The organism is Nisaea acidiphila (assembly GCF_024662015.1).
GTDB lineage: Bacteria > Pseudomonadota > Alphaproteobacteria > Thalassobaculales > Thalassobaculaceae > Nisaea > Nisaea acidiphila.
This window is the reverse complement of record NZ_CP102480.1, coordinates 2,779,627-2,805,104: the sequence shown is the minus strand read 5'-3', so window position 1 is coordinate 2,805,104 and position 25,478 is coordinate 2,779,627. Positions and strand designations below refer to the sequence as shown.

The 25,478-nt window shown below is 63.0% G+C and carries 28 protein-coding genes and 1 tRNA gene; 19 read left to right on the top strand and 10 right to left on the bottom strand.

The window, feature by feature from the left end:
• Nucleotides 1-6: 6 nt before the first annotated feature.
• Together NUH88_RS13075 and NUH88_RS13070 are read right to left on the bottom strand one after the other, a co-directional pair.
• Entirely contained in the window at nucleotides 7-762 is a 756-nt protein-coding gene (locus NUH88_RS13075; RefSeq protein WP_257766852.1) for a cobalt-precorrin-6A reductase, read from the bottom strand.
• 3 nt (nucleotides 763-765) lie between these two features.
• The gene (locus tag NUH88_RS13070) at nucleotides 766-1,857 is read right to left on the bottom strand and encodes a cobalt-precorrin-5B (C(1))-methyltransferase (protein WP_257766851.1); all 1,092 of its coding nucleotides are present in this window, start codon (nucleotides 1,855-1,857) and stop codon (nucleotides 766-768) included.
• A 152-nt stretch (nucleotides 1,858-2,009) separates the two neighbouring features.
• On the opposite strand from NUH88_RS13070, the gene cobA reads away from it, so the two are divergent.
• Nucleotides 2,010-2,852: a uroporphyrinogen-III C-methyltransferase gene (gene cobA, locus NUH88_RS13065; RefSeq protein ID WP_257766850.1), complete on the top strand. Its 843-nt coding sequence runs from the start codon at nucleotides 2,010-2,012 to the stop codon at nucleotides 2,850-2,852.
• The gene (locus NUH88_RS13060; protein ID WP_257766849.1) at nucleotides 2,849-4,180 is read left to right on the top strand and encodes a cobyrinic acid a,c-diamide synthase CobB; all 1,332 of its coding nucleotides are present in this window, start codon (nucleotides 2,849-2,851) and stop codon (nucleotides 4,178-4,180) included. Before cobA ends, NUH88_RS13060 begins: the two co-directional genes overlap by 4 nt.
• 40 nt (nucleotides 4,181-4,220) lie before the next feature.
• Here NUH88_RS13060 and NUH88_RS13055 read toward each other — a convergent pair whose 3' ends face one another.
• Complete coding sequence (locus NUH88_RS13055; RefSeq protein WP_257772206.1) at nucleotides 4,221-4,712, bottom strand: Fur family transcriptional regulator; 492 nt, start codon at nucleotides 4,710-4,712, stop codon at nucleotides 4,221-4,223.
• 952 nt (nucleotides 4,713-5,664) lie between these two features.
• Between NUH88_RS13055 and NUH88_RS13050 the strand changes: the two genes are divergently transcribed.
• Both NUH88_RS13050 and NUH88_RS13045 read left to right on the top strand, forming a co-directional pair.
• Nucleotides 5,665-6,732: a hypothetical protein gene (locus NUH88_RS13050; protein WP_257766848.1), complete on the top strand. Its 1,068-nt coding sequence runs from the start codon at nucleotides 5,665-5,667 to the stop codon at nucleotides 6,730-6,732.
• 99 nt (nucleotides 6,733-6,831) lie between these two features.
• Nucleotides 6,832-6,907: transfer RNA gene (locus tag NUH88_RS13045), tRNA-Thr, on the top strand.
• A gap of 30 nt (nucleotides 6,908-6,937) precedes the next feature.
• Here NUH88_RS13045 and NUH88_RS13040 read toward each other — a convergent pair.
• Entirely contained in the window at nucleotides 6,938-7,780 is an 843-nt protein-coding gene (locus NUH88_RS13040) for a hypothetical protein (RefSeq protein WP_257766847.1), read from the bottom strand.
• Between the two features lie 160 nt (nucleotides 7,781-7,940).
• On the opposite strand from NUH88_RS13040, the gene NUH88_RS13035 reads away from it, so the two are divergent.
• Together NUH88_RS13035 and NUH88_RS13030 are read left to right on the top strand one after the other, a co-directional pair.
• Nucleotides 7,941-8,297, top strand: a complete 357-nt coding sequence (locus NUH88_RS13035; protein WP_257766846.1) for an XkdD/Y8K6 family phage-associated protein — start codon at nucleotides 7,941-7,943, stop codon at nucleotides 8,295-8,297.
• Nucleotides 8,298-8,303: 6 nt separating this feature from the next.
• Nucleotides 8,304-8,801, top strand: a complete 498-nt coding sequence (locus NUH88_RS13030) for a hypothetical protein (RefSeq protein ID WP_257766845.1) — start codon at nucleotides 8,304-8,306, stop codon at nucleotides 8,799-8,801.
• Here NUH88_RS13030 and NUH88_RS13025 read toward each other — a convergent pair whose 3' ends face one another.
• Together NUH88_RS13025 and NUH88_RS13020 are read right to left on the bottom strand one after the other, a co-directional pair.
• Nucleotides 8,802-9,254 (bottom strand): hypothetical protein, encoded by a 453-nt coding sequence (locus tag NUH88_RS13025; protein WP_257766844.1) that lies wholly within the window; start codon nucleotides 9,252-9,254, stop codon nucleotides 8,802-8,804. It lies immediately after the preceding gene.
• Between the two features lie 177 nt (nucleotides 9,255-9,431).
• Complete coding sequence (locus tag NUH88_RS13020) at nucleotides 9,432-10,154, bottom strand: Bax inhibitor-1/YccA family protein (protein WP_257766843.1); 723 nt, start codon at nucleotides 10,152-10,154, stop codon at nucleotides 9,432-9,434.
• A gap of 180 nt (nucleotides 10,155-10,334) precedes the next feature.
• On the opposite strand from NUH88_RS13020, the gene NUH88_RS13015 reads away from it, so the two are divergent.
• The 8 genes from NUH88_RS13015 (at nucleotide 10,335) to NUH88_RS12980 (ending at nucleotide 16,296) form a co-directional block, all read left to right on the top strand.
• Entirely contained in the window at nucleotides 10,335-10,706 is a 372-nt protein-coding gene (locus NUH88_RS13015; protein ID WP_257766842.1) for a hypothetical protein, read from the top strand.
• A gap of 22 nt (nucleotides 10,707-10,728) precedes the next feature.
• A complete protein-coding gene (locus NUH88_RS13010; RefSeq protein WP_257766841.1) occupies nucleotides 10,729-11,364 on the top strand; it encodes an SIS domain-containing protein in 636 nt (211 codons plus the stop codon).
• 150 nt (nucleotides 11,365-11,514) lie between these two features.
• A complete protein-coding gene (locus NUH88_RS13005) occupies nucleotides 11,515-11,901 on the top strand; it encodes a hypothetical protein (RefSeq protein WP_257766840.1) in 387 nt (128 codons plus the stop codon).
• A 17-nt stretch (nucleotides 11,902-11,918) separates the two neighbouring features.
• Nucleotides 11,919-12,392 (top strand): hypothetical protein, encoded by a 474-nt coding sequence (locus NUH88_RS13000; protein WP_257766839.1) that lies wholly within the window; start codon nucleotides 11,919-11,921, stop codon nucleotides 12,390-12,392.
• A gap of 52 nt (nucleotides 12,393-12,444) precedes the next feature.
• Nucleotides 12,445-14,262, top strand: coding sequence for a hypothetical protein (locus NUH88_RS12995; RefSeq protein ID WP_257766838.1), 1,818 nt, complete (start codon nucleotides 12,445-12,447; stop codon nucleotides 14,260-14,262).
• Nucleotides 14,263-14,283: 21 nt separating this feature from the next.
• Nucleotides 14,284-15,201 (top strand): hypothetical protein, encoded by a 918-nt coding sequence (locus NUH88_RS12990; RefSeq protein ID WP_257766837.1) that lies wholly within the window; start codon nucleotides 14,284-14,286, stop codon nucleotides 15,199-15,201.
• 42 nt (nucleotides 15,202-15,243) lie between these two features.
• Nucleotides 15,244-16,074: a DUF2272 domain-containing protein gene (locus tag NUH88_RS12985; RefSeq protein ID WP_257766836.1), complete on the top strand. Its 831-nt coding sequence runs from the start codon at nucleotides 15,244-15,246 to the stop codon at nucleotides 16,072-16,074.
• Nucleotides 16,075-16,104: 30 nt separating this feature from the next.
• Nucleotides 16,105-16,296: a hypothetical protein gene (locus tag NUH88_RS12980; RefSeq protein ID WP_257766835.1), complete on the top strand. Its 192-nt coding sequence runs from the start codon at nucleotides 16,105-16,107 to the stop codon at nucleotides 16,294-16,296.
• On the opposite strand, the gene NUH88_RS12975 is transcribed toward NUH88_RS12980, so the two are convergent.
• From NUH88_RS12975 to NUH88_RS12965, 3 genes are all read right to left on the bottom strand, one after another.
• The gene (locus NUH88_RS12975; RefSeq protein WP_257766834.1) at nucleotides 16,293-17,009 is read right to left on the bottom strand and encodes a dimethylsulfonioproprionate lyase family protein; all 717 of its coding nucleotides are present in this window, start codon (nucleotides 17,007-17,009) and stop codon (nucleotides 16,293-16,295) included. The genes NUH88_RS12980 and NUH88_RS12975 overlap by 4 nt on opposite strands.
• Before the next feature lie 180 nt (nucleotides 17,010-17,189).
• Complete coding sequence (gene rlmN, locus NUH88_RS12970) at nucleotides 17,190-18,332, bottom strand: dual-specificity RNA methyltransferase RlmN (protein WP_257766833.1); 1,143 nt, start codon at nucleotides 18,330-18,332, stop codon at nucleotides 17,190-17,192.
• Between the two features lie 99 nt (nucleotides 18,333-18,431).
• The gene (locus NUH88_RS12965) at nucleotides 18,432-18,962 is read right to left on the bottom strand and encodes an invasion associated locus B family protein (RefSeq protein ID WP_257766832.1); all 531 of its coding nucleotides are present in this window, start codon (nucleotides 18,960-18,962) and stop codon (nucleotides 18,432-18,434) included.
• A gap of 257 nt (nucleotides 18,963-19,219) precedes the next feature.
• Between NUH88_RS12965 and NUH88_RS12960 the strand changes: the two genes are divergently transcribed.
• Nucleotides 19,220-19,759 carry a sigma-70 family RNA polymerase sigma factor gene (locus NUH88_RS12960; protein ID WP_257772205.1) on the top strand — a complete coding sequence of 180 codons (540 nt, stop codon included), beginning with the start codon at nucleotides 19,220-19,222 and terminating at the stop codon, nucleotides 19,757-19,759.
• 20 nt (nucleotides 19,760-19,779) lie between these two features.
• Nucleotides 19,780-20,442, top strand: a complete 663-nt coding sequence (locus tag NUH88_RS12955) for a ChrR family anti-sigma-E factor (protein WP_257766831.1) — start codon at nucleotides 19,780-19,782, stop codon at nucleotides 20,440-20,442.
• Here the strand turns inward: NUH88_RS12955 and NUH88_RS12950 are convergent.
• Nucleotides 20,439-20,996, bottom strand: coding sequence for an RNA methyltransferase (locus NUH88_RS12950; RefSeq protein WP_308220060.1), 558 nt, complete (start codon nucleotides 20,994-20,996; stop codon nucleotides 20,439-20,441). The genes NUH88_RS12955 and NUH88_RS12950 overlap by 4 nt on opposite strands.
• A 122-nt stretch (nucleotides 20,997-21,118) precedes the next feature.
• Between NUH88_RS12950 and NUH88_RS12945 the strand changes: the two genes are divergently transcribed.
• The 3 genes from NUH88_RS12945 to aspS all read left to right on the top strand — a co-directional run bounded on the left by NUH88_RS12945 (nucleotide 21,119) and on the right by aspS (nucleotide 25,474).
• Nucleotides 21,119-22,180, top strand: a complete 1,062-nt coding sequence (locus tag NUH88_RS12945; RefSeq protein WP_257766829.1) for an asparaginase — start codon at nucleotides 21,119-21,121, stop codon at nucleotides 22,178-22,180.
• A gap of 136 nt (nucleotides 22,181-22,316) precedes the next feature.
• Nucleotides 22,317-23,600, top strand: a complete 1,284-nt coding sequence (locus NUH88_RS12940; RefSeq protein WP_257766828.1) for a matrixin family metalloprotease — start codon at nucleotides 22,317-22,319, stop codon at nucleotides 23,598-23,600.
• A 98-nt stretch (nucleotides 23,601-23,698) separates the two neighbouring features.
• Nucleotides 23,699-25,474 carry an aspartate--tRNA ligase gene (aspS, locus tag NUH88_RS12935; protein WP_257766827.1) on the top strand — a complete coding sequence of 592 codons (1,776 nt, stop codon included), beginning with the start codon at nucleotides 23,699-23,701 and terminating at the stop codon, nucleotides 25,472-25,474.
• Nucleotides 25,475-25,478 lie beyond the last annotated feature (4 nt).

Here is a 25,478-nt window from a genome sequence, read left to right as displayed (position 1 = left end):
CGACTTTTAGGAAATGCCGGAAAGCCAGGATATTGCGGTTTCCACAGTCCCGGCGACGTCGCCTCCGGGCAGCGCCGGCCGTTCCACCATTACCACCGGCAGGCCGAGCGCGCGGGCGGCGGCGATTTTTCCGTATGTCGCGGTCCCGCCGCTGTTCTTCGAGACTATAAGGTCGATCCGCCGATCTTTCAGAAACGCGATCTCGTCCGCCTCGGAGAACGGCCCCCGGGCGAGGATCAACTCCGCACCGGAAGAAAGATCGCCCTCCTCCGGCGGTTCGACCGAGCGCACCACGAAGGAGCAGTTGCCGAGCGCTTTGTAAGGCGCCAGCTCCTGCCGTCCGATCGAGAGGAACACCTTGCGCGGCTCAGCGGCCGAAAGGACTTCCAGATGGCGCGCGGCGGCCTCGTTGCTCTCCGCCACGTGCCAAACGTCGTCCGGCCCCGCGACCCACTCCGGCCGGACAAGATGCAGGCACGGCGCCGACGCCGCCTTCGCCGCCGCAGCCGCATTGGCCGAGATCTGCGCGGCATAGGGATGGGTCGCATCGACCAGCGCCGTGATGCCTTCGGCTTTCAGATAAGCCGAGAGTCCCTCCACCCCGCCGAACCCGCCGCTCCGGGTCTCGCAGTCGGGAAGTCTCGGGTCGCGCGTGCGTCCGGCGAGGGAGAGGATCACCTCCAGTTCCGGATGCGCCTCGCGGACCGCCGCGACAAATCGGTTCGCGATCTCGGTTCCGCCGAGGACGAGCAGACGCGCCATGGCTCAGACCTCACCCGCGCTGCCGACGAGAGCGCCCTCGCGGTCGAACACCTCGACAACGATCTCGGTCCTCTCGCCATTCAGCATCGCAAGCGCCTCCGCACGCGCGAGCATGGCGATCCGGGCGCCGAGCGGCAGGCCGGCCGCCTTCGCGATGTTCAGCACCTCGAGACCCGTATTCGCCTCCCGCGCCGCCAGCACCTGCGCAGCCGCCCCCCCGACCTCGCCGAGCTGGGCGGCAAGCCAGTCCATGTCGATCTGGCTACGGCCGGAATGCAGATCCATATGTCCCTCGGCCAGCTTCGCCAGCTTGGCGAAGCCGCCGCCGATGATCAGTTTCGGCACCGGATAGCGGCGGAGATATTTCAGCATCCCGCCCGCGAAATCGCCCATATCGATAAAGGCGGTTTCCGGCAATCCATGCCGCTTCGCCACAGCCGCCTCCGAGGTCGAACCGGTGCAGGCGGCGATCAGCGGGAAATCCTCGGCGCGCGCGACGTCGATGCCGCGATGGATGGAATGGATCCAGGCGGAACAGGAAAAGGGAACCACCACGCCGGTGGTGCCGAGGATCGAAAGCCCTCCGACAATCCCGAGACGCGGGTTCCAGGTTTTCTTTGCCAGCTCCTCGCCGCCGGGCACGGAAATCTCGATCTCGACATCGCCCGCCCCGCCATGCGCCGCCGCCACCTCCTCGACGACCTCGCGCATCAACTCGCGCGGCACCGGATTGATCGCGGGCTCGCCCGGCGGGATCGGCAGGCCGGCCTTGGTCACGGTGCCGACCCCCGGGCCGGCTTTGAACGCGACACCGCTGCCGGGAGCGGCGGGGCGGACGGTGACGAAGATAGTGGCCAGGTGGGTGACGTCCGGATCATCGCCCGCATCTTTCACGATGGCGGCCGTCGCGGCGCCGTCGGAAAGCGATTCCCGGGAAAGCGGGAAAACCGGCTGCTCGCCCTTTGGCAGGGCGATCGAAACCGGGTCCGGGAAGCGGCCGGTCAGCAGCGCGGTATAGGCCGCCTTCGTCGCCGCCGTCGCGCAGGCGCCCGTAGTCCAGCCGCGCCTCAAGGGTCCGTCCGGTTTCCTAGCCATGGCACTGTCTTAGACCGTCCGGCGCCCGCCATCCATGTCGAATTCACGCGGCAAGAAGGCGCGGATATGGCAGAGAGACCAAAGCGTTCCGCATCAGTATGAAAGCGATACCGCACTGGCATTGGGGATTGCGCGGGAGTAGGTTTGGAACCATGAGCACCATGACTGATTTCGCCGCCGATTTCGCGCCCGGTTCCGTCTGGCTGGTAGGCGCCGGCCCCGGCCATGCGGGACTGCTGACGCTGCAGGCGCACGCGGCACTGCAGGCGGCGGACATCATCGTCTATGACGCGCTGGTCGGCGACGATATCCTCGCCCTCGCACCGGAAGAGACGCCGCGGGAATATGCCGGCAAGCGCGGCGGGAAGCCCTCGCCGAAACAGGCCGACATATCGCTCCGCCTGATCCAGCTCGCCCGCCAGGGCAAGCGGGTGCTGCGGCTGAAAGGGGGCGACCCCTTCGTCTTCGGACGCGGCGGCGAGGAGGCCCTGACCCTCGTGCAGGCCGGGGTGCCGTTCCGCATCTGCCCCGGCATCACCGCCGGGATCGGCGGCCTCGCCTTCGCCGGTATTCCGCTGACCCATCGGGATACCAACCATGCCATCACGATGATCACCGGACATGACGCGACCGGAAACGTCACCGGCGTCGACTGGGACGCGGTCGCCAAGGGCAGCCCGGCGCTGGTGCTCTACATGGCGATCAAGCATATCGGTGCGATTTCGGAGAAACTGATCGCCGCCGGACGTCCGGCGAGTGAGCCGGTCGCCGTGGTGACCAACGCTTCCCTGCCGGAAATGAGCGTGCTGGAGACCAGCCTCGGCAATGCCGCGACCGATATCGAGCGCCACAATGTGAAGCCGCCCGCCATCGTCGCCATCGGCGAAATCGTCCGCCTCCGCTCCGGGCTCGACTGGCTCGGCGCGGCGAGTGGTAAGGTCCTCGAACCGGACCCGCTCAGCCTCGGGCGGGACGACAGCGAACAGACCGGATGAGCGCTCCGCGCGGCCTGATCGTCGCGGCGCCGGCATCGGGTAGCGGCAAGACCACGATCACCCTCGGCCTGCTCCGCGCGCTCCGCCGCCGCGGCGTGGATATCGCGAGCGCCAAGGTCGGACCGGATTATATCGATCCAGCATTTCATGCCGCCGCGACAGGCCGTCCCTGCCCCAATCTCGATAGCTGGGCCATGCGTCCGGAGACCCTCGCCGCGACGCGGGGACCGGGCGCGGATCTTCTGGTCGTCGAGGGCGTGATGGGCCTGTTCGACGGCGCCAATCTCGGCGAGGAGCACGATCCCTATGGCGACGGCTCCACCGCCAGCATCGCGCGGCGCACCGGCTGGCCGGTCCTGCTGGTCGTCGATGTCGGACGGCAAGCCCAGTCCGTCGCCGCCCTCGTCGCCGGTTTCGCGGCCCACGATCCGGAGGTCCGGCTCGCCGGGGTCATCCTCAACAAGGTCGGCAGCGACCGGCATGAGGAAATGCTCCGCCGCGCCCTTCTGGATAGCCATCACCCGGTCCTGGGCGCAGTCGCGAGAGACGGCGCCATCGAGCGGCCGAGCCGTCATCTCGGACTGGTCCAGGCGGGCGAGCACCCCGACCTGGAGGCTTTCCTTGAACAGGCGGCGGACCGGATGGAAGCGGATCTCGATCTGGAAGCGATCATCGCCGCAGCGCTACCGGGTACCGATTTAACCGGGGCCTGGTCCACACCGCCGCTCCCGCCCCTCGGCCAGCGCATCGCCGTCGCGCGCGACGCGGCCTTCGCCTTTTCCTATCCGCACATCCTCGACGGCTGGCGGTCGGCGGGAGCGGAGCTCTCCTTCTTCTCTCCGCTCTCCGACGAATCTCCCGCCCGGGACGCGGATGCCGTCTATCTGCCCGGAGGTTATCCGGAACTTCATGCCGGTCGGCTCTCGGCCGCTTCCGGCTTCATCGCCGGCATGCGAAATCTCGCGGAGAGCGGAAAAGCGGTCTACGGCGAATGCGGCGGATATATGGTTCTCGGGAGGAATCTGACCGATGCAGACGGAGCCGATCACCCCATGCTCGGCCTGCTGCCCCACGCAACCAGCTTCGCCGTGCCGAAGCGTCATCTGGGCTACCGGGATATCGAGACCTTGATCGGTACCCCGTTCGGCCCCGCCGGCACAAAATTGCGCGGGCACGAATTCCACTATGCGGCGATGTCGGGAAGCGTCCCCGGAACGGCGCTCTTCGGAATTACAGACGCAGCCGGTAGCGCACTCGGGGAAGTCGGCGGGTGCAGTGGACCCGTGTTCGGGTCCTTCCTGCATCTGATCGACCGCTCGGGTATCTGATCATCCGGCCAATACCGGTTGCGGTAGAGCGAAAACCGGATCAGGCCGGCGGCTTGCCGCTGATGATCTTGGTCTTCGCCTTGGGCTTGTATTTCGGAGCGGTCGTCTTGGCTTCCGCTTTCTTCAGCGGAACGCCGAACAGCTCCAGATGGTGGTCCACCAGTTCGAAGCCGAGTTCGCGAGCGATGAATTCCTTCAGCGCCTCAAGTTCCTCGTTATAGAACTCGATCACGTTTCCGGTCGTCACATCGATCATGTGATGGTGATGGTCTTCCTCACCGTTTATTTCCTCGTAGCGCGCACGGCCATCGCCGAAATCGCGCTTGGTGACGATATTCGCCTCTTCGAACAGCTTCATTGTCCGGTAGACCGTTGCGATCGAGATCGACCGGTCGATCTCCCGCACACGCTCATGCAGCGACTCGACGTCCGGATGGTCTTCCGCCTCGGACAGGACGCGCGCGATGACGCGCCGCGGCTCCGTCATTTTCAGTCCCTTTTCGAGACACAGGGCGGCAACCCTCGATTCCATGTTGGCTTCAGCCATTCCCTGACAACGCTCCGTTCTGTCGGGACCACTTACGCTGGGTGAGAATATAACAGCGCCGTTAACAAGACAAACCAGCATTCCGACACATTTCGCGACCGCCTTCGCGCCCCGGCTGGCGGCGCATGGTTGTAGGACGCGGCGCAATTTCGAGACTCAAATAAATTGCATTTCAATGATATTGTACAAAAATACAATCCAGAGTTCTGGAGGCAAACTGTGACGTCAGAATGCTCACAATTGCTGGTGAACAAGGAACTGGTTTGCCGACTCTACGATGTATGGTTGGCACTACCGGAGGGTAAGCCTCGACAGGCGCTAAGCCCCCTCGCGCTCGGCGCGCCTCTGCTGCCTCATCTCGCCTTGCTTCGAACGCTTCCCGACGAGTTCCGATGCGAACTGGTAGGCGAACAGGCCGGAGCGCTTGCCGGAGACTTTCGCCGGGGCCACGCCGCACGGCAGAAGCGGATGTCGATAGCGGGGCGCGCGAATATCTTTCGGCTGATGCGGTCCGTCGCGGAAAGCCGGAAACCGGGCGCACAATTCGTCGGAATAGAGAGCCGGTCCGGTACCCTCAAACGCTGCTTCAGCATGACCCTTCCGCTCTCCCTTACCGAAAATTTGGCGAACGATCTCCTGATTGGAATCTGGCCTTTGCCGTCAGGCGCGCAGCCTCTCCCCGAGGGGCAGGCAGACAGCCCTCTTGAGGTCGGCGAACTGGTCAGGGAATTGAGCCGTGCGTCTTACCGGGCACAACGTCTGCCAGTATGCCGGATCGCTTTCGGGGGGGAATCTATTGCCTCTTGCTAGGCAGATTCCGCCAATTTCGGTCTAATTCCCCCCGATTCCTACTGACGCACAGGTTGAGAAATACGCGGTAAGTCTATGGAGTCACGACAGGTCTCGCCCTCGGCCCCAATCTTGCGAAGCCCGGTACATGGAAATGTCCCCCTTGCAGGTCGGCGCCGCCGAGACCGGTCCCGCCAGCCTGGCGATAGATACCGCCGAAATGGACAGCCTTCACCGGCTGCCTCTTGGATTGCTGCCCCTCAAGACTCAGGCCCTCAAACGTCATTCGCTGATCAAGAACGCGCAACTCAACGGCGTGGTCGAACTTTTCAGGGACGGCGAATCCGGAAGCGGCCAGGTGCAGCCAGACTCCCTGCCGAACCATTTCAATTCGAGCGACCCGGAGCTGCTCAGCGACGTTGCGATGCTGAAGCGCCTGGCGGCGGTCGGCAGCTACGATGTCTATACGCTGCGGGTGGCGCTCCGGGAGCTCGATATCGGTTTCGAGCATTTCGATGCGCTAAAGCTTTCTCCGGAGAAATACCGGGAACTGACTCAGTTCATGAAGCATTATACAAGGCCGATCATCAGGCGGCTGTTCGCCAAGGACAGCGCTCAGTTGGGCAGCTACGGCAATCTCGTCGAGTACCTGCGCAACCCGGACCGGGAAACGGTCCTGAAAGAGCTTGAACGCCTGGCGGCCGATCTCGAAACCACGGTGAACGAGATTCCCCGCTTCCTCGAGAATTACGGCGACACCTTTCTCGGGTTCTCTTATTTCCGCAGTTGCCTCACGGAATCGGAAAAACGGATCCGGACCTTCCGCCCCTGGACCCAGGAATTTCTCCGTTCCCCCATGGCGCGAGACAATCCGGCGCTGCAAATCCGGGTTGCAAAGGGACTTCAGGCGCTTCAGGAGATTGTCGAATCAGTGCGGCAGCGTTTCACCTATTTCGATCAGAGCTCGGACGAGTTCTGGGAAAACCCGACGGCGGACTCCTTCCACCGGCTGCGCTCGCAAATCACCGATCAGCACGCCTCAACAGGCTCAGTGCTATGCGGCCTGGTGGTGAAGTTCAATCTTTGGACCGAGCGCTTCAGCACCCGCGGCGGATCGCACCAGCGGCGGCTCGAATTCCTGGAATCCGAAATCCTGCCGGGCCTGAATGCCCTTGCCGAGACAGAAAGGCGGATCGCCAACCGATATCACAACTGAGTCGCGCTCTCCGGAGGGCAGGTCCGAGGCAATAGCTGTCCGATTTTCCCTTGCGCCGAGGGCCGGGACGTCTTAAGTAGCCGTTCCCGCGCAGGGAATGCCGCAGTAGCTCAGTTGGTAGAGCACGTCATTCGTAATGATGGGGTCGGGGGTTCGAGTCCCTTCTGCGGCACCACTTCCCAAAAGAAAGCATTCCGAAACGGCGTCACGAGCCGGGGACGAGTTTCTTCGGCGCCTTCGGGATTTCCATGATTTTTGCTGGCGGCACCCTGCTTCCGGGCATCGGCATGATCATCGCGTATTCGCCGCTTTCGCGGATCTCGTTACGTGCACGCAGCAGCCAATCTCTCGACGCACCCGGGCCGACCATCAATCGAACGAAGAGTCCTGCAACCGTCGGAACCTCCACCAGAACGGGTTCCTGATCCGCCAGCAGTTCCGGGAACTGCGTGCGCATCACTTCCCAGCCGGCAAGCGCCGCGTCATGGGTGCGGTAAGAAGCAAGATGGAGGCCCTGGGCGCCGGAGTCCCGCGGCCAGTCCAGCTGGCTGGTCCGCAGTTCCAGACGCTCGAACCGGGCGTTGCCCTGCGCGTCGCGGCTTTCGAGGTCTGCGCCGAGTTTGCTTACGGCCCGGAGCGCCGCATCGACATCGCCCCGGAGCGCGTCGAGCTCTTCCTTATCGACGGCTCCCCCTCTCCCAACGGCTGCGCTCCGCCCGGCGGTCGGAGCGCTCTCCTCACCGAGCTCGATGCGCTTCTCGACCTTGCGCGACACGATACTGAGATCCGTCTGCAATTCGCCTAGCCTCGACTCAAGAGCGGTCAGCCGCGCCGCGCCCGTATCCTGCGCCGCGACCTCCTTCGCGATCCGTTCATCGATATATTCCCGCCTCCGCTGGCCACGCTCCATCTCGACCCGGTCAAGCTCGTCGCGGACCAGACCACGGACACGCATGTCCTCCGTCCCGCTTCCGAAGAGGTCGCCCAGACCGCAGCCGCCGAGCGTCAGCACCGGCAGAAGAAGGGCGCAGATATAGAGAGATTTCATAATCGTCCTCAACGGAACTACAATATCTTGTAGAATCATAGCAAAGCTTCGCCGTCTTGAGAATCCCGGCGCGCGACACTCGTGGTCCTGGGTGCCTCCGGGATTCTCTCCGGCCGGAAGCGGGGGTAAGCTGGCGGCGACAGACGCGAGGGAGACCGAGATGCCGAAATACACACCCGGCCCATGGCGGATGAACCAGAGCGGCGAGATCTGGTCTTATGCGCGCGGTGCGGCCCCGAGCCAGATCGGCACTGTCAGCTGGACGGGAGAGGCGACGGAACGCCAGGGCAACGCTCAGATCATCGCCGCCTCCGCGGATCTTTCGGAGTGCCTGGACGAAGTCCTGCTGCTGGTCTCGCAGCCCGAGATTGCCGACGCGATCCTCGGCTCGGAGCGCCTGGTTACCCGCGCCCGCATGATCCTCGACAATGCCCGCACCGTGCTGAAGGAGGCGACCGGCCGGGAAATTCCGGAATGGCCCCTCCGCGATCCCTCCGATGCCCGCCTCGATGGATAAGCACGCATGAACCTGCAGGACCTCGTGAAACGGATCTCCGGTAGCGAAATCGCCGACTGGGGCCCGATCCTGCGCCCGACATTCCGTCACCGCTTCGTAACGCGCACCAACGCCAAGGGCGAGGAAACCGGCCTTGCGGCCGACCAGCACAAACTGCACCTGACCTACAAGAAGGACATCCGCATCACGCTCGGATACGGCATGGTGGAAACGGCAAACTACCACGTGCCCGCACCCAACCCCTATGCGGCGGAGAATGCCCGCACGCATCTCCTCGACTGCTACTGGGAAGGTCGGCTGGCGTTTCGGGACATCATCGTCAATGTCGGCCGCAACCGCTGTCTGCTGCCGCTGCCCCCGGAATGGACCGAAGACGGCATGGAAATCCCGGTGACGCGCTACGGACTGGTCAGACTGATCCACGAGATCGCGGGACCGCCGACCGATTTCGACGAGCATTTCACCGCGATCGGCATGCAACGGATCAATCGCCGCTGGCCCTGATCAGAACATTTTCTGGAAGAACCCGCCCGCGTTATGCAGCAGGAAGATCGCGCCGAGACCGCCGGCGAGGATAAGCACCAGGAGCGCCGAGACCTTGATCGCCATGGCGTAGTCGCTCTTGGTGTTCTTGCCTTTCTGCGAGCGCTTCTGCGCCGGGGACGGGTTCAACACGGCGGCCGCGCCCGGCGGTGTCGGAGCGGCCGCCTGCGGCGCCGCGGCCGGAGCGGGCTTGTCCCGGTTCACCTTCGAAGTGGTGTCGAAGACGACGATTTCCTTACCCTGACCGGTGGCCGGGTCGTAGGTGTCCTTGACCACCTTAACGGCCTGGAACTGCTTCTCGCCATGCAGGGACTTCGCGACCTCGATCGCGCCGTCACGGTCCGGATAGGTCGAATCGACCGCCCAGTTGCCGCCCTTGAGAGTGTGGACCTCGTAAAGTGTCTGAACCGCCATCGCCTGCGCGCCTTTAACTCAACCTATGCGCTTTCGCCCGGCCGACCGGACGTCACGGCTTTATATATAAATTAATCTTTAGGAGCGGTTAACGGCATTTCGGTGAATTGCCGCAAACAAGGAAAAGGGCCGCTCCGGCATCCCGGGCGGCCCCTTCCATTTCGTATCTGCTACAGGTTATTCGCGATTGCCGAAGAGCATAAGGAGGTACTGGAACATCATGATGAAATCGAGATAGAGCTGAAGCGCGCCCATGACCGACTTCTTTGTAGCAACCTCGTGCCCGTCGGACTCCAGATACATGTTCTTGATGTTCTGGGTGTCGTAGGCGGTCAGCCCGGCAAAGACCAGCACACCACCGGCCGAGATCATGAACTGCAGCATGGTCGAGGCCATGAAGATGTTCACGACACTGGCGATCAGGATGCCGATCAGGCCCATGAACAGGAACGAGCCCATGCCGGAGAGGCTGCGCTTCGTCGTATAGCCGAAGAGGCTGAGACCGGCGAAAGCGGCGGCGGTGATGAAAAACACGCGCACGATGCTCTCGCCCGTGAAGACGAAGAAAATGCTGGCCATACTGACGCCCATCACGCCGGCATAGACAAAGAAGGTCGTCCGTGCGGTTGCGGCCTGCATCGACTGGATGCGGGCCGCGAGGAAGAACACCATGCCGAGCGGCGCCAGCATGATCACCCATTTCAGCGGTGAGGCGAAAATCAGCTGCGCGAATGCCGGCGAACTCATCGCAAGGATCTTGGTCCCGAGCGCGAAGAAGCCGGTCAGCGCGAGGCCGATCGTCATGTGGTTGTAGACGCCGAGCATGTAGTTGCGCAGGCCGACGTCGATTTGTGCGGCCTCCGCCTCGGCGGCTGTCAGATGTCTGCGATCCAATTCCATGTCTCACTCCCAACGAGCCGAAGGTCAAAAAATGCTTCAGAGCAGAAATAATGAACACAGAAGGTGTTTTCAACCGAATCCGGAGCGATTTCGAACGCCGGAAATGGATGCTTGCGATGATCGCCGTCATGTCCCAAATGATCTGACAGAGGTTTGTTCCAACCGGAAGGAAGCGGCCCCATGGCCGATCACGGAGAACTGAAACCGCTTTTCGGCGAAAATCGGGAAGCGGAATACGAACTGGATCTGCGCGGCCTCGACCTGCCGCATTCCGCGGCCTCCGTAGAACGCATGCTGGAGCGCAGCAGGTTCCGCGCGCCGCGCTCGGTCAGGGTGCTGATCGACTCGCCCGACGGGGAAGGTGGCGGCAGCCATTTTCAGCCCCTCGGCCGGTTGCTGCTCGACGCCCGCCGCGAAGGTGTGCTCTCGGCCATGACGACGCTCCCGCCGGAAGACGAACTCGGCTTCCGCGTGGTCACCGCGGGAAAGCCGGACGGCGAAGAGGAAGGCGGTTCGGACCGAGATATGTTAGAAGACAGTCTGACGGATTGAATTACGGACGGGATCCGGACCGATGGCCAGCCTCGCGGAACGCACGGCGACCTATTTCGAGACCCTTGCGCGGCTGACGCGCGAGGCGGGTGTTTCGGACCGCGCCGGACGGCCAATAACGATTGCCGCCGGGATCGAGGATTTCCTGCAACGCGGCCACGCGGCGCACCAGGCCGGCAATAAGCTGATCTTCATCGGCAACGGCGCCAGTGCGTCCATGGCCTCCCACTACGCCCTCGACTTCTCCAAGAACGGCGGCATCCGCGCGCTCGCCCTGAATGACGGGGCGATGCTGACCGCACTCGCCAACGATATCGGGCCGGAAGCGCTGTTCGCAGATCAGGTCGGCTATTATGCGCAGGAAGGAGACGTGCTGGTCGCGATCAGCAGTAGCGGCTCATCGCCGAACATCCTCGCGGCCGTTGATAAGGCACGGGAAAAGAACTGCACGGTCATAACCTTCTCCGGCTTCGACGCCGACAACCCGCTACGGCTCTCCGGAGATCTCAACTTCCATGTCGCCGGCGACGAGTACGGTTTCGTCGAGATCGCGCACAGTGCCCTGATCCACGCCATCCTCGACCTCTCGCTCGGCTGGGGAACGGCGGACGACCGTAATCCGGGCGCTCTCAAGCGGCGGCGGATGGCGGCGGAATAATCCACCCGGGCAGGCTCGCGAGAGACTGCCTCTTTCAAAAGATCAAAAACAAAGTCTCTGCGGACGGGGGTTATTTTCCCCCGAAGAACACGTATTGCTTTAATTGTGCCACGCCTTAATCACGCTTAGCTTCAGGGGGAGGGCGAGAGCGTGTCAGCCGGGATGACATTGCCGATCGTTTTGAGCGCCCTTACATGGGCGCTCGGCCTGCAACTCGTGCTCCTCTTCGGCATCGTCGCCTGGAAACTCGCCCGCGATTTCCTCTATGCCGCGTCTTTCGCGTCCGGATCGCCCGGCGAGGCCGCTACCCTCCTGCAATCCTTCCTTGCCAGCGCCGTCGCAGCGCCGATCCTGCTGTTCTCGACAGTCGGCGAGGTACTCGACCTCAGTCTCGCATCCGGCGTCGACCCGGCGAGCCTGGAGCTCGATATTCCGGAAACTCTCGTCTTCCTGATCGGCGGCAGCAACGCCGCCTATCTCCTCCCGAAACTCGTCCAGACGATGCGCCGCATTTCCGTGCGGACTCCGTCTGCCTAACCTTTGGAGAGCCTGCAATGCCCTCGAATTTTGCCGGATGGCTCGAACTGTCGCTCGGGATCACCACCGTCGCGATCACCGTCGGCTTCATAGCGCTCGGCTTTATCCTTCTTGCGAAGCTGTGGAAAGGGAACATCGATCTCAAGGGCCTGATCAGCGAGGACGGCAAGGCGAGTCTCTCGCGCTTCCAGTTCATGCTCTTCACCTTCGCGATCGTGCCGTCCTACTTCCTGCTGGTCGTGCAATACATCGCCTTCGCCTCCGAGTTCGCGGAGGTCCTGAAGGCCAAGAACCAGATCGACGCGGCGAGCGCGTCGGCCTTCTTCGGAGCGCTCGCCCTGCCCGGCGTCTCCGAGAACGTGCTCTATCTGATCGGCATCAGCAGCGGCAGCTATCTCGGCTCGAAGGTCACCCAGAAGGTCGCCGAAACCAGCCAGAAGAAAGGCGCGCAGCAGGCCGCGGAAACGGCGAAGGCACCCGGCTGGCAGTGATCGCCCGAACCGGGAGACACGCTGAGCAGAGATAACCGAAGGATCCCATCCGATGATCTCATCCGCCTCCGCACAAGTCGTGCTATTCGGCATCCGCAGCGCCATAAAGCTCGGCCAGCAGGCCCGCGCCGCCTATATCGACAATACGCGCAACCGTGCGCTCACACTTCCGCTGCCGGATTTCAAGCTCAGGACAGACGTCGCGTCGGCTGTGACGCATTTCAGTATCAAGATTGATAGGGGCGTCGACGTCGATTCCCGAGTCCGGGAGATCGTCGCAAAAAGTCTTCTTCGAACTACGGACACGTCAGCTCCACCGCTGACGGATGTGGATAAGGAGGAAATTCTTCTCGCTTTCAATGATGAACGCCTTCTTCAGACAGAGGGCCGGAAAGAATACAAACCATTGAAAGACGGTTCCTATTTTGATTCCCAATCTCTCTCTTCCCTAGTCACAGTTCGCCAATGGAAAAGAGACAAGGAAAGCTATCCGAGCGCTGTTCAGCGCTTCGCCGGAACCTTCATCGAGATCGGCATCGACTACTACACTTCGGGCCCCGGCCTTGAGGAGATGAATACGGAGGAAGAGAAGGCCCTTCTCGCCTTCCTAACAGGTTTTGACGACGTAGATTTCGCAGAGGCCGAACTAGGAGACCTTCCGGGACGGCTGATGACCGCTGTTCTGGATACCATTTCGGAGAACCCGGAGTTCATTTCCGACTCCTCCGCGTATCAGGACGTCATCAAAGTCACCGCAGCAGGCCTGTCGGAAAAAGTTACCGCACTAATAAAGCAAGAGCGGTCAGCGTCAGGCCCGAATATCGTGCGCGAAACCCAAGTCCGAAAATGGGCCGAAGAGGTCTTTCGAACCGTGCTTTCGACGGCGGGAGAGACCGTACTGTCGGCCCCGGACAAGTTCCTCGGGATAGGTGACAAGGGAGCAGGCGCACTGGTCTCGAATGTCGGCGAGACAGTCCTTGAACTCGTACTAGACACTGAGCTCGGTCGAACGGGCGCAGCATTCGGTCCCGCAGGTATCGAAGCCATCGCCGCCGCAGCGCTCGAAACGATCTCCGAGCATCCGAATCTCATCGCGGGCGGCAATACCGCCTTAAGCAAGCTCGTGCGGCAAATCGCACAGGATGTCCATGGTTTCGAAGACCTGAAGACGCCGGGATTGACATCGAGAATCATGCAGGTCGTGCTTCTAAGGAGCGGAGAAAACCTGTCCCTGTTCTGGCCGGATACCGCGCACGACCCGAAGAAGCATCTTCTTCTGACTGCCGCCAAACAAGCCCTGACCCTGATCGCTGCCAGCGATGGAGGGGAATGGCGGCCGAGACTAGGTGCGGACGGCATCACCGAGATCGTCGAAACACTCTTGGACGAAATTATCGAGAATCCAGGGTGGGTCATCAGCAAAGCAGGGCAGATCGACGGGACGCTGCAAGAGATGCTGTCTTCCGTGCTCACCGTGCTCGAAGAACGTGACGATGCGCGGATCGCTCCGGAGACACTGAAGAGCATTCTCAAGGTCTCCGTCCTGGCAGCAGCTCGCCGCGCCGAGTTCCTTGAGACATTCAGCGATGGCAGACAACGGCTCGCGGTAATACTCGATTACATTTTGGAAGCCGCCATAGGAACCGGGTCTGTATCAAGAGAATCAACAGTCCTGCTCCGGCGCACCGTGCTCGAAGGACTGATCGACCTCAGCCTGGATGCAATAGCTGATACCGGTCTCGACGACACTGTGATCAGCAAGTTCAAGCAATCCCTCGACCAGCAGGTCGGCAAAATCGCCAATGGCGAACCGTTCTCTCTGGAGATCTTCGTCAAAGATCTCCGGACGGCAATCGGCAGCCAAAGCTGATAGGCAAGAGAGGAAGGTATAATGGACGTAAGAACGTACGGCAGCCACCAGACATTCCACAGCGCAATTGCGCGATGTCTCATTCCACTAGCGCTCGCGAGCTTCATGAGTGCCTGTGGCGCGGTCAAGACCCAGCGAGATTTCCAAACCGTCCTTACTGAAATCGCAAAGGAAGAAAACACGCGCCGTTATGCCGACCCTGAACCGTTCGGCCCCCTCGAACAGCGCTTGATCCTCCAGAAATATCATGAGCTGGTTGTAGGCATCGACTCACTTGACGGCGATGAAGTCGCGGCACTCAAAGCGAACAAGCTTTACGCCAACACACTGACTTTGAAGGCAATCGCCCTATGGCGGCTCAAAAATTATGATGCTGTCGAGCAAATTCGGACGGAGGCTCTGAGCAACAGCCCGGACCCTAGAGACAACCTGTTCCTGCTGGCATTGCCGGGACTCGTGGCTAATGATCAGGCTGCAGCCTTGATCAATGCCGAAACTCCAAAGACCATCCCTGAGAAAATCTCACGGTACGATGCTATCGAAAGTCTCGTATGGTCCGGCCGCGATGCCTTCGAAGACAGCCTGTCGAGAATGAAATCCTCCAAATTCGCAGGGGAGGAACTTGAGACATATTTCCTGATCTCAAGTCTTGCAGGCTACACGAACCTCAAGAACGGATACAGCGACCTGATAGACGAAACGTCATTCGGCGTCGCCACTACGTGCACACCGAGAGCCGTGAAGGCAGATCTTGAAAACCTGCGATGTGACGTTCACTGGAAGCTCAAAAGGCTCGAAGAGATAATCGCAGATTCTGGGATCGAAGATCCGGATGCCGAATTTGCAAAATGGCAGAACTCGACAGGAATCACGAGCCTACCGCCCGGGTGCGTCAAAGAGGTCGATGTCGCCAAGGAGCGCGAGACCACTTGTCCCTGATGCCTCTCTGACGTCAGACGTCCTCACAAACGGAGCCGCGCCATGACCTTCGCATCCGCCCTCGTCGCCGTCGCCGAACGGGAATGGGCCCTGATGGGCCGGACCGAGCGGGATCTGGACGGCCGTGTGATCCAGGCCGGCGGGCGGGAGAATGTCGAGCCCTATGCCAGCCGGATCGGGACCTACTGGCGGATCGGCGCCGGGCGGGACGATCTGACCGGGCATCACCGGGACTGGCCCTGGTCGGCCGCCTTCGTCTGTTTCTGCATGCAGCGGGCCGGCGCCGGCGAGGCCTTCCCGCGCACGGCCGGGCACGCGACCTATATCCACAAAGCCGTCCGCGCCGCGAAGGACGGAGGCGCCGCGCCGTTTATCGGCCACAGGCCCACGGACCGGGCGCCGGCACCGGGCGATATCCTCACCTACTCCCGGGGCGACCTGCCGGTCGATTACGACGCGCTGCCGGACTGGTTCAGCAGTCACGGCGACATCGTGACCGGCGTGGAGGACGGCGCCGTGACGGTCATCGGCGGCAATGTCTCGGACGCCGTGACCCGGCGGAAATTCAGGCTGGACGGCGACGGTATCATCGCCGATCCGCGGCTGCACTGGATCACGGTGATCGCGAACGGCCTCGAGGATTTCGCGCCGATGCCGGCGCCCGAACCCGCGGGCGATCCGCATGTCGTCACCGCCAATCCTCATCTCAGGCTCCGCGGCCTGCCGGACAAGGACAGCGAGGTGGTCGGCACCATGCCGAACGGCACGCTGGTCTATGCCGGCGCGCTGTCCGAGGGCTGGGCGCCGATCGACATGTTCGGCGACGGCCATGTCGACGGCTTCGCCCATATCGGTTATCTGAAACCGGCCTGAACGCGTACTTATCGGGGAGATCCGCCGGCCATGCGTAGGAGCCCGCATCTGAAGGACGTGGAGAAACAGGAGCTGCTCCACCGGCTCGAATGTGCCGACAGCCCCCAGCGCGCCGATCTCATCGCCCGCCTCGCCTGGCGTCCGGCCTGGGCGATCCGCAGCCGCAAAAACGCGCTGAAAGAGTTCCTCGCCCTGTTCGGGTCCGGCAGCGCGGATCGCTAGATCCCGTGCTCGACCCGCTTGCGGCTTTTCGAGAACTTCATCTCCGGCGCCGCCAGCCGTTCGCCCGGCCCGATCCAGGCCCAGGCGAGCAGACAGGGATCGACCTGCCCGGTGGTGATCCTATGCTCCTGCCCCGGCTTGTTCAGGATCAGAGAGCCCGGCGCGTAGACCGCCTGCTCGTTCTCCGACCAGGCGCCGGCGACCGAGATGTAGCTTTCCTCGATATCCTTGTGGCTGTGCTGCGGATAGGTCGTGTTCGGCGCGAAGAGCACGAAGCCGAGGATCAGCCGCTCGGACTTCACCGGTCCCTGCGGCCCCAGGATGTGGCAGAAGCCGTATTTCCGCGCCAGCGCCTTCGGCACCTTGTCGTAGCCGTATTCCCAGGTGAGGCGGTCCGAGACCCGCTCCAAAGCGCGGCTCATGCCGCCGAGGACATTGCGCGCGCCGAGATCGAAGGCGCGCGGCAGATGGGCCGTCACCGGCTTCTGGTCCGGCACCCGGGTGATCACCTCCGGATTCGAGTCGATGATCGCCGAGAGCGTATCCCGCACCCGCCGCCGGTGCGAGCGGATCGCCTTGCTGCCCCCGTTTGAGCCGAAACGGTAAAGCGTCTCGAATTCCTGCAGGAGATAGCCCCAGTTCGGGCAATCGCGCAGGGTAAGTGTCTCAGGGATTTCCGCGGGCGCGACGGCCTCGCTCCGAAGCTCGAACATGATCCGATACAACTCCGCCGACCGTGTTTCGCAGAGCGTCGAAAGCTGCTCGCCAAGCTTTCCCACGCGCTGAACAGAAAAGCAGGGCCAGGCGAGAATTTCTGCACCAAAAACGCCGCAACCTGTTGTGATTACGGCGTTTTAGAGATCCATTGTCACTTGGAGAGAACGCGCCTGGGATTACCCCGCACTCGCAGCCGCAATTGCCGCGATGCGGTCTTTCTTCCGCAGCCGCTCGCTCGCCGACTTGAGCTGGCCGCAGGCTGCCAGGATGTCCCGTCCGCGCGGGGTGCGGACCGGGGAGGCGTAGCCGGCGTTCAGGACCACCTGGGCGAATTTCTCGATGGTCTCATCGTCGGAGCATTCGTACGCGACGCCGGGCCACGGATTGAACGGGATCAGGTTTATCTTGGCCGGAATGTCCTCGATCAGCTTCACCAGCGCGCGGGCATCCTCGAGGCTGTCGTTCACGCCCTTCAGCATCACGTATTCGAAGGTGATGCGGCGCGCGTTGTTGACGCCGGGATAGGTCTTGCAGGCCTCGATGAGATCCTTGATCGGGTATTTCTTGTTGATCGGGACCAGCGTGTTGCGCAGCTCGTCGTTGACCGCATGCAGGGACACGGCAAGGTTCACGCCGATCTCCTCGCCGCAGCGCTCCATCTCGGGGACGATGCCGGAGGTCGAGAGCGTGATGCGGCGCTTGGAGAGGCCGAGCCCCTCGCCGTCCATGGCGATCATCATCGCGCGTTTCACATTGTCGAAATTATAGAGCGGCTCGCCCATGCCCATCAGCACGATGTTGGTCAGGCGCCGGTCCTCCTGCGCCGTCGGGAAGCCCTCCAGCCTGTCGAGCGCGACCAGGATCTGCGCCACCATCTCGCCGGCGGTCAGGTTGCGGACCAGGCGCTGGGTGCCGGTATGGCAGAAGGAACAGGTGAGCGTGCAGCCGACCTGGCTGGAGATGCAGAGCGTGCCCCGGTCGTCATCGGGGATGAAGACCGCTTCGGCCTCGTTGCCGTCGTCGAACTTCAGCAGCCACTTGGCGGTGCCGTCCTCGCTCCACTGCTCGCGGGTGATCTCCGGGCGGCCGATCTTGTAATGCTCGGCGAGCTGGGCACGCAGCGGCTTGGCCAGCGTCGTCATCGCGGCGAAATCGGTGACGCCGCGATGATAGATCCAGTGCCAGATCTGACCGGCGCGGAATTTCGGCAGCCCAAGCATCTTCAGCTCTTCGGCGAGCTGCTCGCGGTCGAGACCGACCAGATCTTTAAGCGCGGGCTGGACCGGCGCTTCGGTGACTGTGGCTGCTACTGTCGACATGGGCGCTAAAATGAGTCCAGACGCCCCTCAAGGCAAGCCGAATCGGCAGAGAGCAGCCATGCCGCTCCCACGTGGCTCGCCCGCACCGGCCGGCCGAGGCTATTTCCTGCAGGTCTTGTCGATCAGTTTCTTGGTCGCGGTAAAGCCGCGCAGGGAATAGGTATCCGTGGTCCGCGTACCGCGAGAGGAGACGCCCTTCACCACCATTTTCGACCCCTTGATCATCGCTGAGACGATGGAGCCGTCGGTCTTGCCGTCCGGCGCCCAGGCCCGGTCCTTGTCGGTGAAAAGCTTGTAGGTCCGCGAACCGATCTCGACATCGACCTCGCTGTCCGTCTTGTAGGTATAGCCCGTCACGATGCTGAACTCGCCGCGGCTTTCCGCGTCGGGATGGTGCGTCACCAGCGCGTAGATGTGCCCGCGCTTGGAATAATTGCCCTCCGCCTTCAGCGGCGTGCTGGCCATGTAGCAGACCGTCTTGCCACCGCTCTTGTAGGTGTAGGCAATCCAGTCATTGTTTCGGCCGATAGTCTGCGGCTCCTGGGCCTGCGCCACGCCGGCGATGCCGAGCGCGAGTACAGCCCCGAGCCAGAACGAGCGGAAATGCGTCATGGGTCCTGAGCCAGCCATTCCGGTTTTCACGTCTGAGGATTTGGATGCCATCTGAGCGGCAAAGATTCAATGCAAAGAATGTGGCGGGAGTAAGAAGAATTTCGGCCTAATTTTTTCCGTTGCCGATTGATCCGTCCCCACCGCCCAGCCGTAACATCTCCGTTATGCTCGAGCAAACCTGCACAATCGAGTTGGAGCGCGCCCTTGAGTCGCGGGCCGACGAAACAGTAGAACCGGTGCGGATACCACGCGAGAAAACCGGCTGCCGCTTGACGATGACGCATGAGGATCTGATCGAGGCGATCGCAGAAAGGCGCGACAGGGAGGCGTTCCGCCTCCTGTTCGAGCATTTCGCGCCGCGCCTGAAATCCTACCTGATGCGGCTGGGCGCGGATCCGGCGGCGGCGGAGGACGTGGCGCAGGAAGCGATGGTGATGGTCTGGCGCAAGGCGGAGAGTTTCGACCGCCGCCAGGCCGGGGCCAGCACCTGGATCTTCACGATCGCCCGGAACAAGCGGATCGACCGGCTACGCCGGGAGAAGCGCCCGGAGCTTGATCCGAACGATCCGGGACTGGTGCCGTCGGAGGAACCGGCCCCGGACCGATCGCTGCAAACCGCGCAAGCCGGCGCCCGGGTCGCGGCGGCGATGCGGGCGCTGCCGGACGAACAGGCGGAACTGGTCCGCCGGGCATTTTACGAGGACCTGTCCCACAGCCAGATCGCCGAGGAAAGCGGTCTGCCTCTGGGAACGGTCAAATCAAGGATCCGCCTCGCCCTGAGCCGGCTGAGGCACGAGATGAGGGACTTCGAGTGACGATGGCTGAGGCAACCTCAATGGAACGAGACGACGCGGTCGGGGACCTTCTCCTCGGCTATGCGAGCGGCGCCCTGCCCGAAGCGATTTCGGTGCTGGTCGCAACGCAGCTCGCCCTGCGCCCGGAACTGCGCCGGACGGTGCGCGAGATCGAACAGATCGGCGGTCACCTGCTGGAGGAGATCGAGCCGGCGCCGCTTTCGGCGACCGCGTTCGATGCCGTGCTCTCGCGGATCTCCGCGAACGACGATGTGGATACGGAGGCGGAGGCATCCGGGATCGCCGACGGCGAGACGGCATCCGTCGTCCCGCAGCCGCTGCGCGGCTATCTCGGCGCACCGCTTTCCCGGCTCGCCTGGCGCAAGCGCGGTCCGGGCATCGAGGAATACCGGGTTCCGGTCGGTGACGACCGTTTCGAGATGTCGCTGATCCGCATCAAACCCGGACGCGCCGTACCGGACCACAGTCACGAGGGCAGCGAACTCACCCTGGTTCTGGACGGGGCCTTCAGCGACGAGACCGGCCACTACGGTCGGGGCGATCTCGCGGTGAACGGCGAGGAGGACCATCACTCCCCGCTCGCCGACCCGGAGCGGGGCTGCATCTGCGTCGCGATCACCGGCGGGCCGCTCCGCTTCTCCAATCCTCTGGTCCGATTCTTCGACCGGATGACGCGGGGCTAGTCGTTCGCGGCATCCTCGGCGGCCGCATCGCGCTTGCGCTTCTTGCGCACCCAGAGCGGCGGCCCGAAACTCGGCACCTTCTCCGGTTGCGGCTCCGTCGGACCGCCGGGCCGGACCGGGCGGCGCGCGAAATTGCCGAGCGAGGTCTGCCGGTCATACATCACCAGCGCGGCGGCGAGCCCGACATTGAGCGAGAACTTGGTCGGAATCTTCACGATGTGATCGCAGCGCGCCACCATCTCCTCCGAAAGCCCCCCGCGTTCCGAGCCCAGCACGTAGGCAGCATTCTTCGGATGATGAAAGCTCGGCAGCATCACCGCATCGTCGGTGATCTCGACGCCCACCAGCGCGCAGCCGCGCGGCAGCAGCATCTCCCCGACCGTGTCGAAATGATAGAATGGCAACGAATCCGCCGTCCCGGACGTGTCCACCTGATTCAGTTCCCTGAGCGAGATCGCCGCCTGGACGCTGAAGGCAAAGCTGGCGCCGAAGGCATGCGCCGTCCTGTAGATCGCTCCGGCGTTCCGGGACTTGCTGATCCCCTCGACGCCCACTCCGAAATATCCTCGCATCGCGACGGTGTTGCACGAACCTGTGGCTCAAGGCAAGTTGCCAGCATCGCCACTTCACCGGCCGCGAGAGCCGGACAGAACCATGACCCAGCAGGAGACGACCCATGAGCCCCGACAGCCTCGCCGCTGACGACCGTATCGTGCGTGCGCACATCGCCGACGCGGAGGCCGCGCCGCTGCTGATCGAGGTGACCCGCGGCGACATGGTGGAATCCGTGCATCGCGGGATCGTTTCCGTGGTCAACGCGGACGGCAAGGACGTCCTCGCGCTCGGCGACGTTAACCGTCCGACCTATCCGCGCTCCGCGATCAAGCCGTTGCAGACCCTGCCGGTGATCGAGAGCGGCGCTGCGGACGCCTTCAATCTCTCCGATGCGGAAATCGCGCTCTGTTGCGCCTCCCACGCGGGCGAGCCGATCCATACCGAGAAGGTGGTCCCCTGGCTCGGCCGGCTCGGGCTGTCGGTCGACGATCTCGAATGCGGCCCGCAACTGCCCTACAGCCAGAGCGCGGCCCACGCGCTGATCAAGGCCGGGACCGAGCCGACCCGCGCGCATAACAATTGTTCCGGCAAGCATTCCGGCATGCTGACGACGGCAGTCCATCTGGGCGAGCCGACGAAAGGCTATACCGGGGCCGACCATCCGGTGCAGACCCGGCTGATCGAGCTGATCGGCGAAATGGGCGAGATGGACCTAAGCCAGACGGCGCGCGGCGTCGACGGCTGCGGTATCCCGGTCTTCGGCGCGCCGCTCCGCGGGATCGCCTATGCGATGGCCCGCTTCGCCGCGCCGGACAAGCTCGGCGCCGAACGGGCCGCGGCCTGCCGCCGGATCGCGAAAGCCTGCGCCGCCAATCCGCTGATGCTGTCCGGCACCGGCAGCTTCAATTCCGTGGTGCTCGCGGAAACCGGCGAGACCTGCCTGCTGAAGGGCGGTGCCGAGGGCTACTACACCGCATCGATCCCGGCCAAGGGATATGGCGTCGCGATCAAGATCGACGATGGCGCCGGACGGGCCTCGCAGGCGGCGGTGCTCGCGGTCCTCGTGCATCTCGGCGTGATCGACGCCGTGCAGAAGTCGCGCATCGAGGCGGCCTGCTCCCAGGAGGTGCGCAACTGGGCCGGGCGGCTGGTCGGCGTGATCCGGCCGACGCCCGCATTCTGAAGCCGGGTCGCCGTGTGATATCCGCCACCCGCATCCCGGCGCCTCGAGATTATTTTTTGTTAAGGTATTTGGTGCAAAGATTGCTTTGTGCCTGAATCGCTTATGCGTCGTCTCTGGACTGCGGAAACGATCTTAAATGGCAGCTTTTGCGAGTTCCTATCAGCTTACCAGCCTCAGTGGCCACAGCATTGGCATCGACGGCGATTTTGTCGCCAGCCACGACCATGCAGGCTGTGCGGACTCCAGCTGTCCCCTCTGCCAGAACAGCGTAGCCCAAAGCAACGCCGAGATCCGCGCCGCCGAAGGCGGGCTCTCGGTCCAGTCCTCCGATCTGCTTGGTATCGTCTGGGACACCGAGACCATCAATTACTCCTTCGACGGCTCCGGTCAGGGATATGAGAGCTTCAGCTCCTTCTATCAGACCGAGTTCGAGACGGCGATGAACAGCTGGGCCGAGGTCGCCGATATTGGCTTCGCCGAGACCAGTACCGCAGCGGCGGACTGGTTGATCGTCTGGGATCCGGACTCGGACGGCAGCGGCGGCGTGCTGGGAACGGCCTATTACGTCGATTTCGACGGCGACGGAAAAATGGAGCAGGGGGTCGACTACGTCTTGATCGTGATGGACCCGGCCGACACCCAGTATTTCTTCACGACCGCGATCCACGAAGCCGGTCACGGGCTTGGTCTTGCCCATATCGATCACACCTCCTCGATCATGTCGACCTATCTCGATACGTCTCTCTCAACCATCACCGCATACGATATCGAGGTGATCCAATCGCTTTACGGCACCACGAGTTCAACGACCACAACAACCGTGGCGGTCGGGACCGACGCCGCCGACAGCCTCTTTGGCACTTCCGCAGACGATATTCTGAGCGGCGGCAACGGCAGCGACACGCTTTCCGGCGGTGCCGGAGACGATATTCTCTATGGCAATAAGCAAACCGACCTCATCATCGGCGGCAGCGGTGCCGACACCATCTTCGGAGGACAGAATGACGCGCCCGAGAGCGGCTCGCCTTTGGCGTTCCGCCAGGGCGCTGATACGATCTCCGGTGGAGACGGCAACGACATCCTCTACGGCAACCACGGCGGCGACATCATTCTCGGTGATAGCGGCGCCGACACGATTTTCGGCGGCCAGGATTCGGACACGATTTCCGGCGGTGCAGGCTTTGACGATCTCTACGGCAATCTCGGCAGCGACCGCTTCAGATATGCCGCGAGGAACGAGGGCTGGGACTACATCTACAACTACGAGGCTGAGGATGCGATCCAGCTCGCCGGCGGCGTTTCGGTGACAGGCCTATCGGTCGACAGTTCCGGCGATACGGTGATCAATCTGAGCAGCGGCACCCGGATCGACCTGATCGGCTATTCCGACTCCGGTAGCGTCACATTCGAGGTCATCTGACCCGCAAGCACGCGGTTTCCGTCATTTTTCCTTTGCGGGCCGCCGTCTCGCGCGCTAGGAGATGCCGCGCGCGACTTACCGTAAAAGATTGATCACCCATGCATCGCTATCGCAGCCATACCTGTAACGATCTTCGCGAAGACCATGTCGGCGAGACCGTCCGCCTCTCGGGCTGGATCCACCGCCAGCGCGATCACGGCCAGCTGGTCTTCATCGATCTGCGCGACCATTACGGCATCACGCAATGCGTGGTCGACATCGAGGACGAGACCTTCAAGACGGTCGAGAAACTGCGTGTCGAGAGCGTGGTGACGATCACCGGCCGCGTCGTGAAGCGGACCGACGAAACGATCAACGAAAAACTGCCGACCGGCCATATCGAGCTGCGCATCGACGGGATCGAGGTGCAGTCCACGGCCGACGTGCTGCCGCTGCAGGTCAATGCGGATGAGGATGCCGGCGAGGAAACCCGCCTGCGCTACCGCTTCCTGGATCTCCGCCGCGAGCGCATCCACAACAACATCATGCTGCGCAGCCAGGTGATCTCCTCGATCCGCCGCCGTATGATCGAGCAGGGCTTCTTCGAATTCCAGACGCCGATTCTGACCGCCTCCTCGCCGGAAGGCGCGCGCGACTTCCTGGTGCCGGCACGCCAGCATCCGGGCAAGTTCTACGCCCTGCCGCAGGCGCCGCAGCAGTTCAAGCAGCTGATCATGGTGTCCGGCTTCGACCGGTACTTCCAGATCGCGCCCTGCTTCCGCGACGAGGACAGCCGCGCCGACCGCTCGCCGGGCGAGTTCTACCAGCTCGATGTCGAGATGAGCTTCGTCGAGCAGGAAGACGTCTTCCAGGCGATCGAACCGGTGATGGCGGGCGTGTTCGAGGAATTCTCCGACTGGAAGGTGCCGGGCCCGTTCCCGCGCATTCCGTTCAAGGAGTCGATGCTCAAATACGGCAACGACAAGCCGGACCTGCGCATCCCGTTCGAAATTTCCGACGTCACCGAGATCTTCCGTGACAGCGACTTCGCGGTCTTCGCCAAGGTCGTGGCCGGCGGTGGCGTGGTCCGCGCCGTGCCGGGGCCGAAATGCGGCAGCCGCGCGATCTGCGACCGGATGAACAGCTGGGCCCAGGGCGAAGGCGCGCCGGGCATGGGCTACATCATCTTCGGCGACGGCGAGGCCCGCGGCCCGATCGCGAACCGCCTGCCGGCCGAGAAGATCGCCGCCCTCAAGGAACAGACCGGCATGGGAGATGGCGACGCCATCTTCTTCTCGGCCGGCAAGGAAGGCGATGCCGCCAAGCTCGCTGGCGCCGCCCGCGTGAAGCTCGGCGAGGATCTCGACCTGATCGAGAAGGACACGTTCCGCTTTTGCTGGATCGTCGACTACCCGATGTTCGAGCTGGACGAGGCCACCGGCAAGATCGACTTCTCGCACAACCCATTCTCCATGCCGCAGGGCGGCCTGGACGCGCTGGAGAACGAGAACCCGCTCGATATCCTCGCCTATCAGTACGACATCGTCTGCAACGGCGTGGAACTCAGCTCGGGCGCGATCCGGAACCATCTTCCGGAAGTCATGTACAAGGCCTTCGGGATCGCCGGCTACGATGCCGAGGTTCTGGAAGACAAGTTCCGCGGCATGCTGAACGCCTTCAAGTACGGCGCCCCGCCGCACGGCGGTATCGCGCCGGGCATCGACCGGATCGTCATGATGATCGCGAACGAGCCGAACATCCGCGAGGTCATCCTGTTCCCGATGAACCAGCGGGCCGAGGATCTGATGATGGGCGCGCCGAGCGAAGCCTCGCCGGAGCACCTGAAGGAACTCAGCATTCGCCTCGCCTTGCCGCCGAAGCCGGCTGCCGGATAACACC

Bases quoted from the DNA above. Each gene is read 5' to 3' on its own strand.
- aspS (WP_257766827.1), top strand. From the start codon at position 23,699: ATGCATCGCTATCGCAGCCATACCTGTAACGATCTTCGCGAAGACCAT.
- NUH88_RS13060 (WP_257766849.1), top strand. From the start codon at position 2,849: ATGAGCGCTCCGCGCGGCCTGATCGTCGCGGCGCCGGCATCGGGTAGC.
- NUH88_RS12985 (WP_257766836.1), top strand. From the start codon at position 15,244: ATGACCTTCGCATCCGCCCTCGTCGCCGTCGCCGAACGGGAATGGGCC.
- NUH88_RS13050 (WP_257766848.1), top strand. From the start codon at position 5,665: ATGGAAATGTCCCCCTTGCAGGTCGGCGCCGCCGAGACCGGTCCCGCC.
- NUH88_RS12965 (WP_257766832.1), bottom strand. From the start codon at position 18,962: ATGGCTGGCTCAGGACCCATGACGCATTTCCGCTCGTTCTGGCTCGGG.
- NUH88_RS13015 (WP_257766842.1), top strand. From the start codon at position 10,335: ATGGCCGATCACGGAGAACTGAAACCGCTTTTCGGCGAAAATCGGGAA.
- NUH88_RS12940 (WP_257766828.1), top strand. From the start codon at position 22,317: ATGGCAGCTTTTGCGAGTTCCTATCAGCTTACCAGCCTCAGTGGCCAC.
- NUH88_RS12945 (WP_257766829.1), top strand. From the start codon at position 21,119: ATGAGCCCCGACAGCCTCGCCGCTGACGACCGTATCGTGCGTGCGCAC.
- NUH88_RS13010 (WP_257766841.1), top strand. From the start codon at position 10,729: ATGGCCAGCCTCGCGGAACGCACGGCGACCTATTTCGAGACCCTTGCG.
- NUH88_RS12995 (WP_257766838.1), top strand. From the start codon at position 12,445: ATGATCTCATCCGCCTCCGCACAAGTCGTGCTATTCGGCATCCGCAGC.
- NUH88_RS13035 (WP_257766846.1), top strand. From the start codon at position 7,941: ATGCCGAAATACACACCCGGCCCATGGCGGATGAACCAGAGCGGCGAG.
- NUH88_RS13025 (WP_257766844.1), bottom strand. From the start codon at position 9,254: ATGGCGGTTCAGACACTTTACGAGGTCCACACTCTCAAGGGCGGCAAC.
- NUH88_RS13000 (WP_257766839.1), top strand. From the start codon at position 11,919: ATGCCCTCGAATTTTGCCGGATGGCTCGAACTGTCGCTCGGGATCACC.
- NUH88_RS13020 (WP_257766843.1), bottom strand. From the start codon at position 10,154: ATGGAATTGGATCGCAGACATCTGACAGCCGCCGAGGCGGAGGCCGCA.
- NUH88_RS12955 (WP_257766831.1), top strand. From the start codon at position 19,780: ATGGAACGAGACGACGCGGTCGGGGACCTTCTCCTCGGCTATGCGAGC.
- NUH88_RS12960 (WP_257772205.1), top strand. From the start codon at position 19,220: ATGACGCATGAGGATCTGATCGAGGCGATCGCAGAAAGGCGCGACAGG.
- NUH88_RS12980 (WP_257766835.1), top strand. From the start codon at position 16,105: ATGCGTAGGAGCCCGCATCTGAAGGACGTGGAGAAACAGGAGCTGCTC.
- NUH88_RS13030 (WP_257766845.1), top strand. From the start codon at position 8,304: ATGAACCTGCAGGACCTCGTGAAACGGATCTCCGGTAGCGAAATCGCC.
- NUH88_RS13070 (WP_257766851.1), bottom strand. From the start codon at position 1,857: ATGGCTAGGAAACCGGACGGACCCTTGAGGCGCGGCTGGACTACGGGC.
- NUH88_RS12990 (WP_257766837.1), top strand. From the start codon at position 14,284: ATGGACGTAAGAACGTACGGCAGCCACCAGACATTCCACAGCGCAATT.
- NUH88_RS12975 (WP_257766834.1), bottom strand. From the start codon at position 17,009: ATGTTCGAGCTTCGGAGCGAGGCCGTCGCGCCCGCGGAAATCCCTGAG.
- NUH88_RS13075 (WP_257766852.1), bottom strand. From the start codon at position 762: ATGGCGCGTCTGCTCGTCCTCGGCGGAACCGAGATCGCGAACCGATTT.
- rlmN (WP_257766833.1), bottom strand. From the start codon at position 18,332: ATGTCGACAGTAGCAGCCACAGTCACCGAAGCGCCGGTCCAGCCCGCG.
- NUH88_RS13055 (WP_257772206.1), bottom strand. From the start codon at position 4,712: ATGGAATCGAGGGTTGCCGCCCTGTGTCTCGAAAAGGGACTGAAAATG.
- NUH88_RS13040 (WP_257766847.1), bottom strand. From the start codon at position 7,780: ATGAAATCTCTCTATATCTGCGCCCTTCTTCTGCCGGTGCTGACGCTC.
- cobA (WP_257766850.1), top strand. From the start codon at position 2,010: ATGAGCACCATGACTGATTTCGCCGCCGATTTCGCGCCCGGTTCCGTC.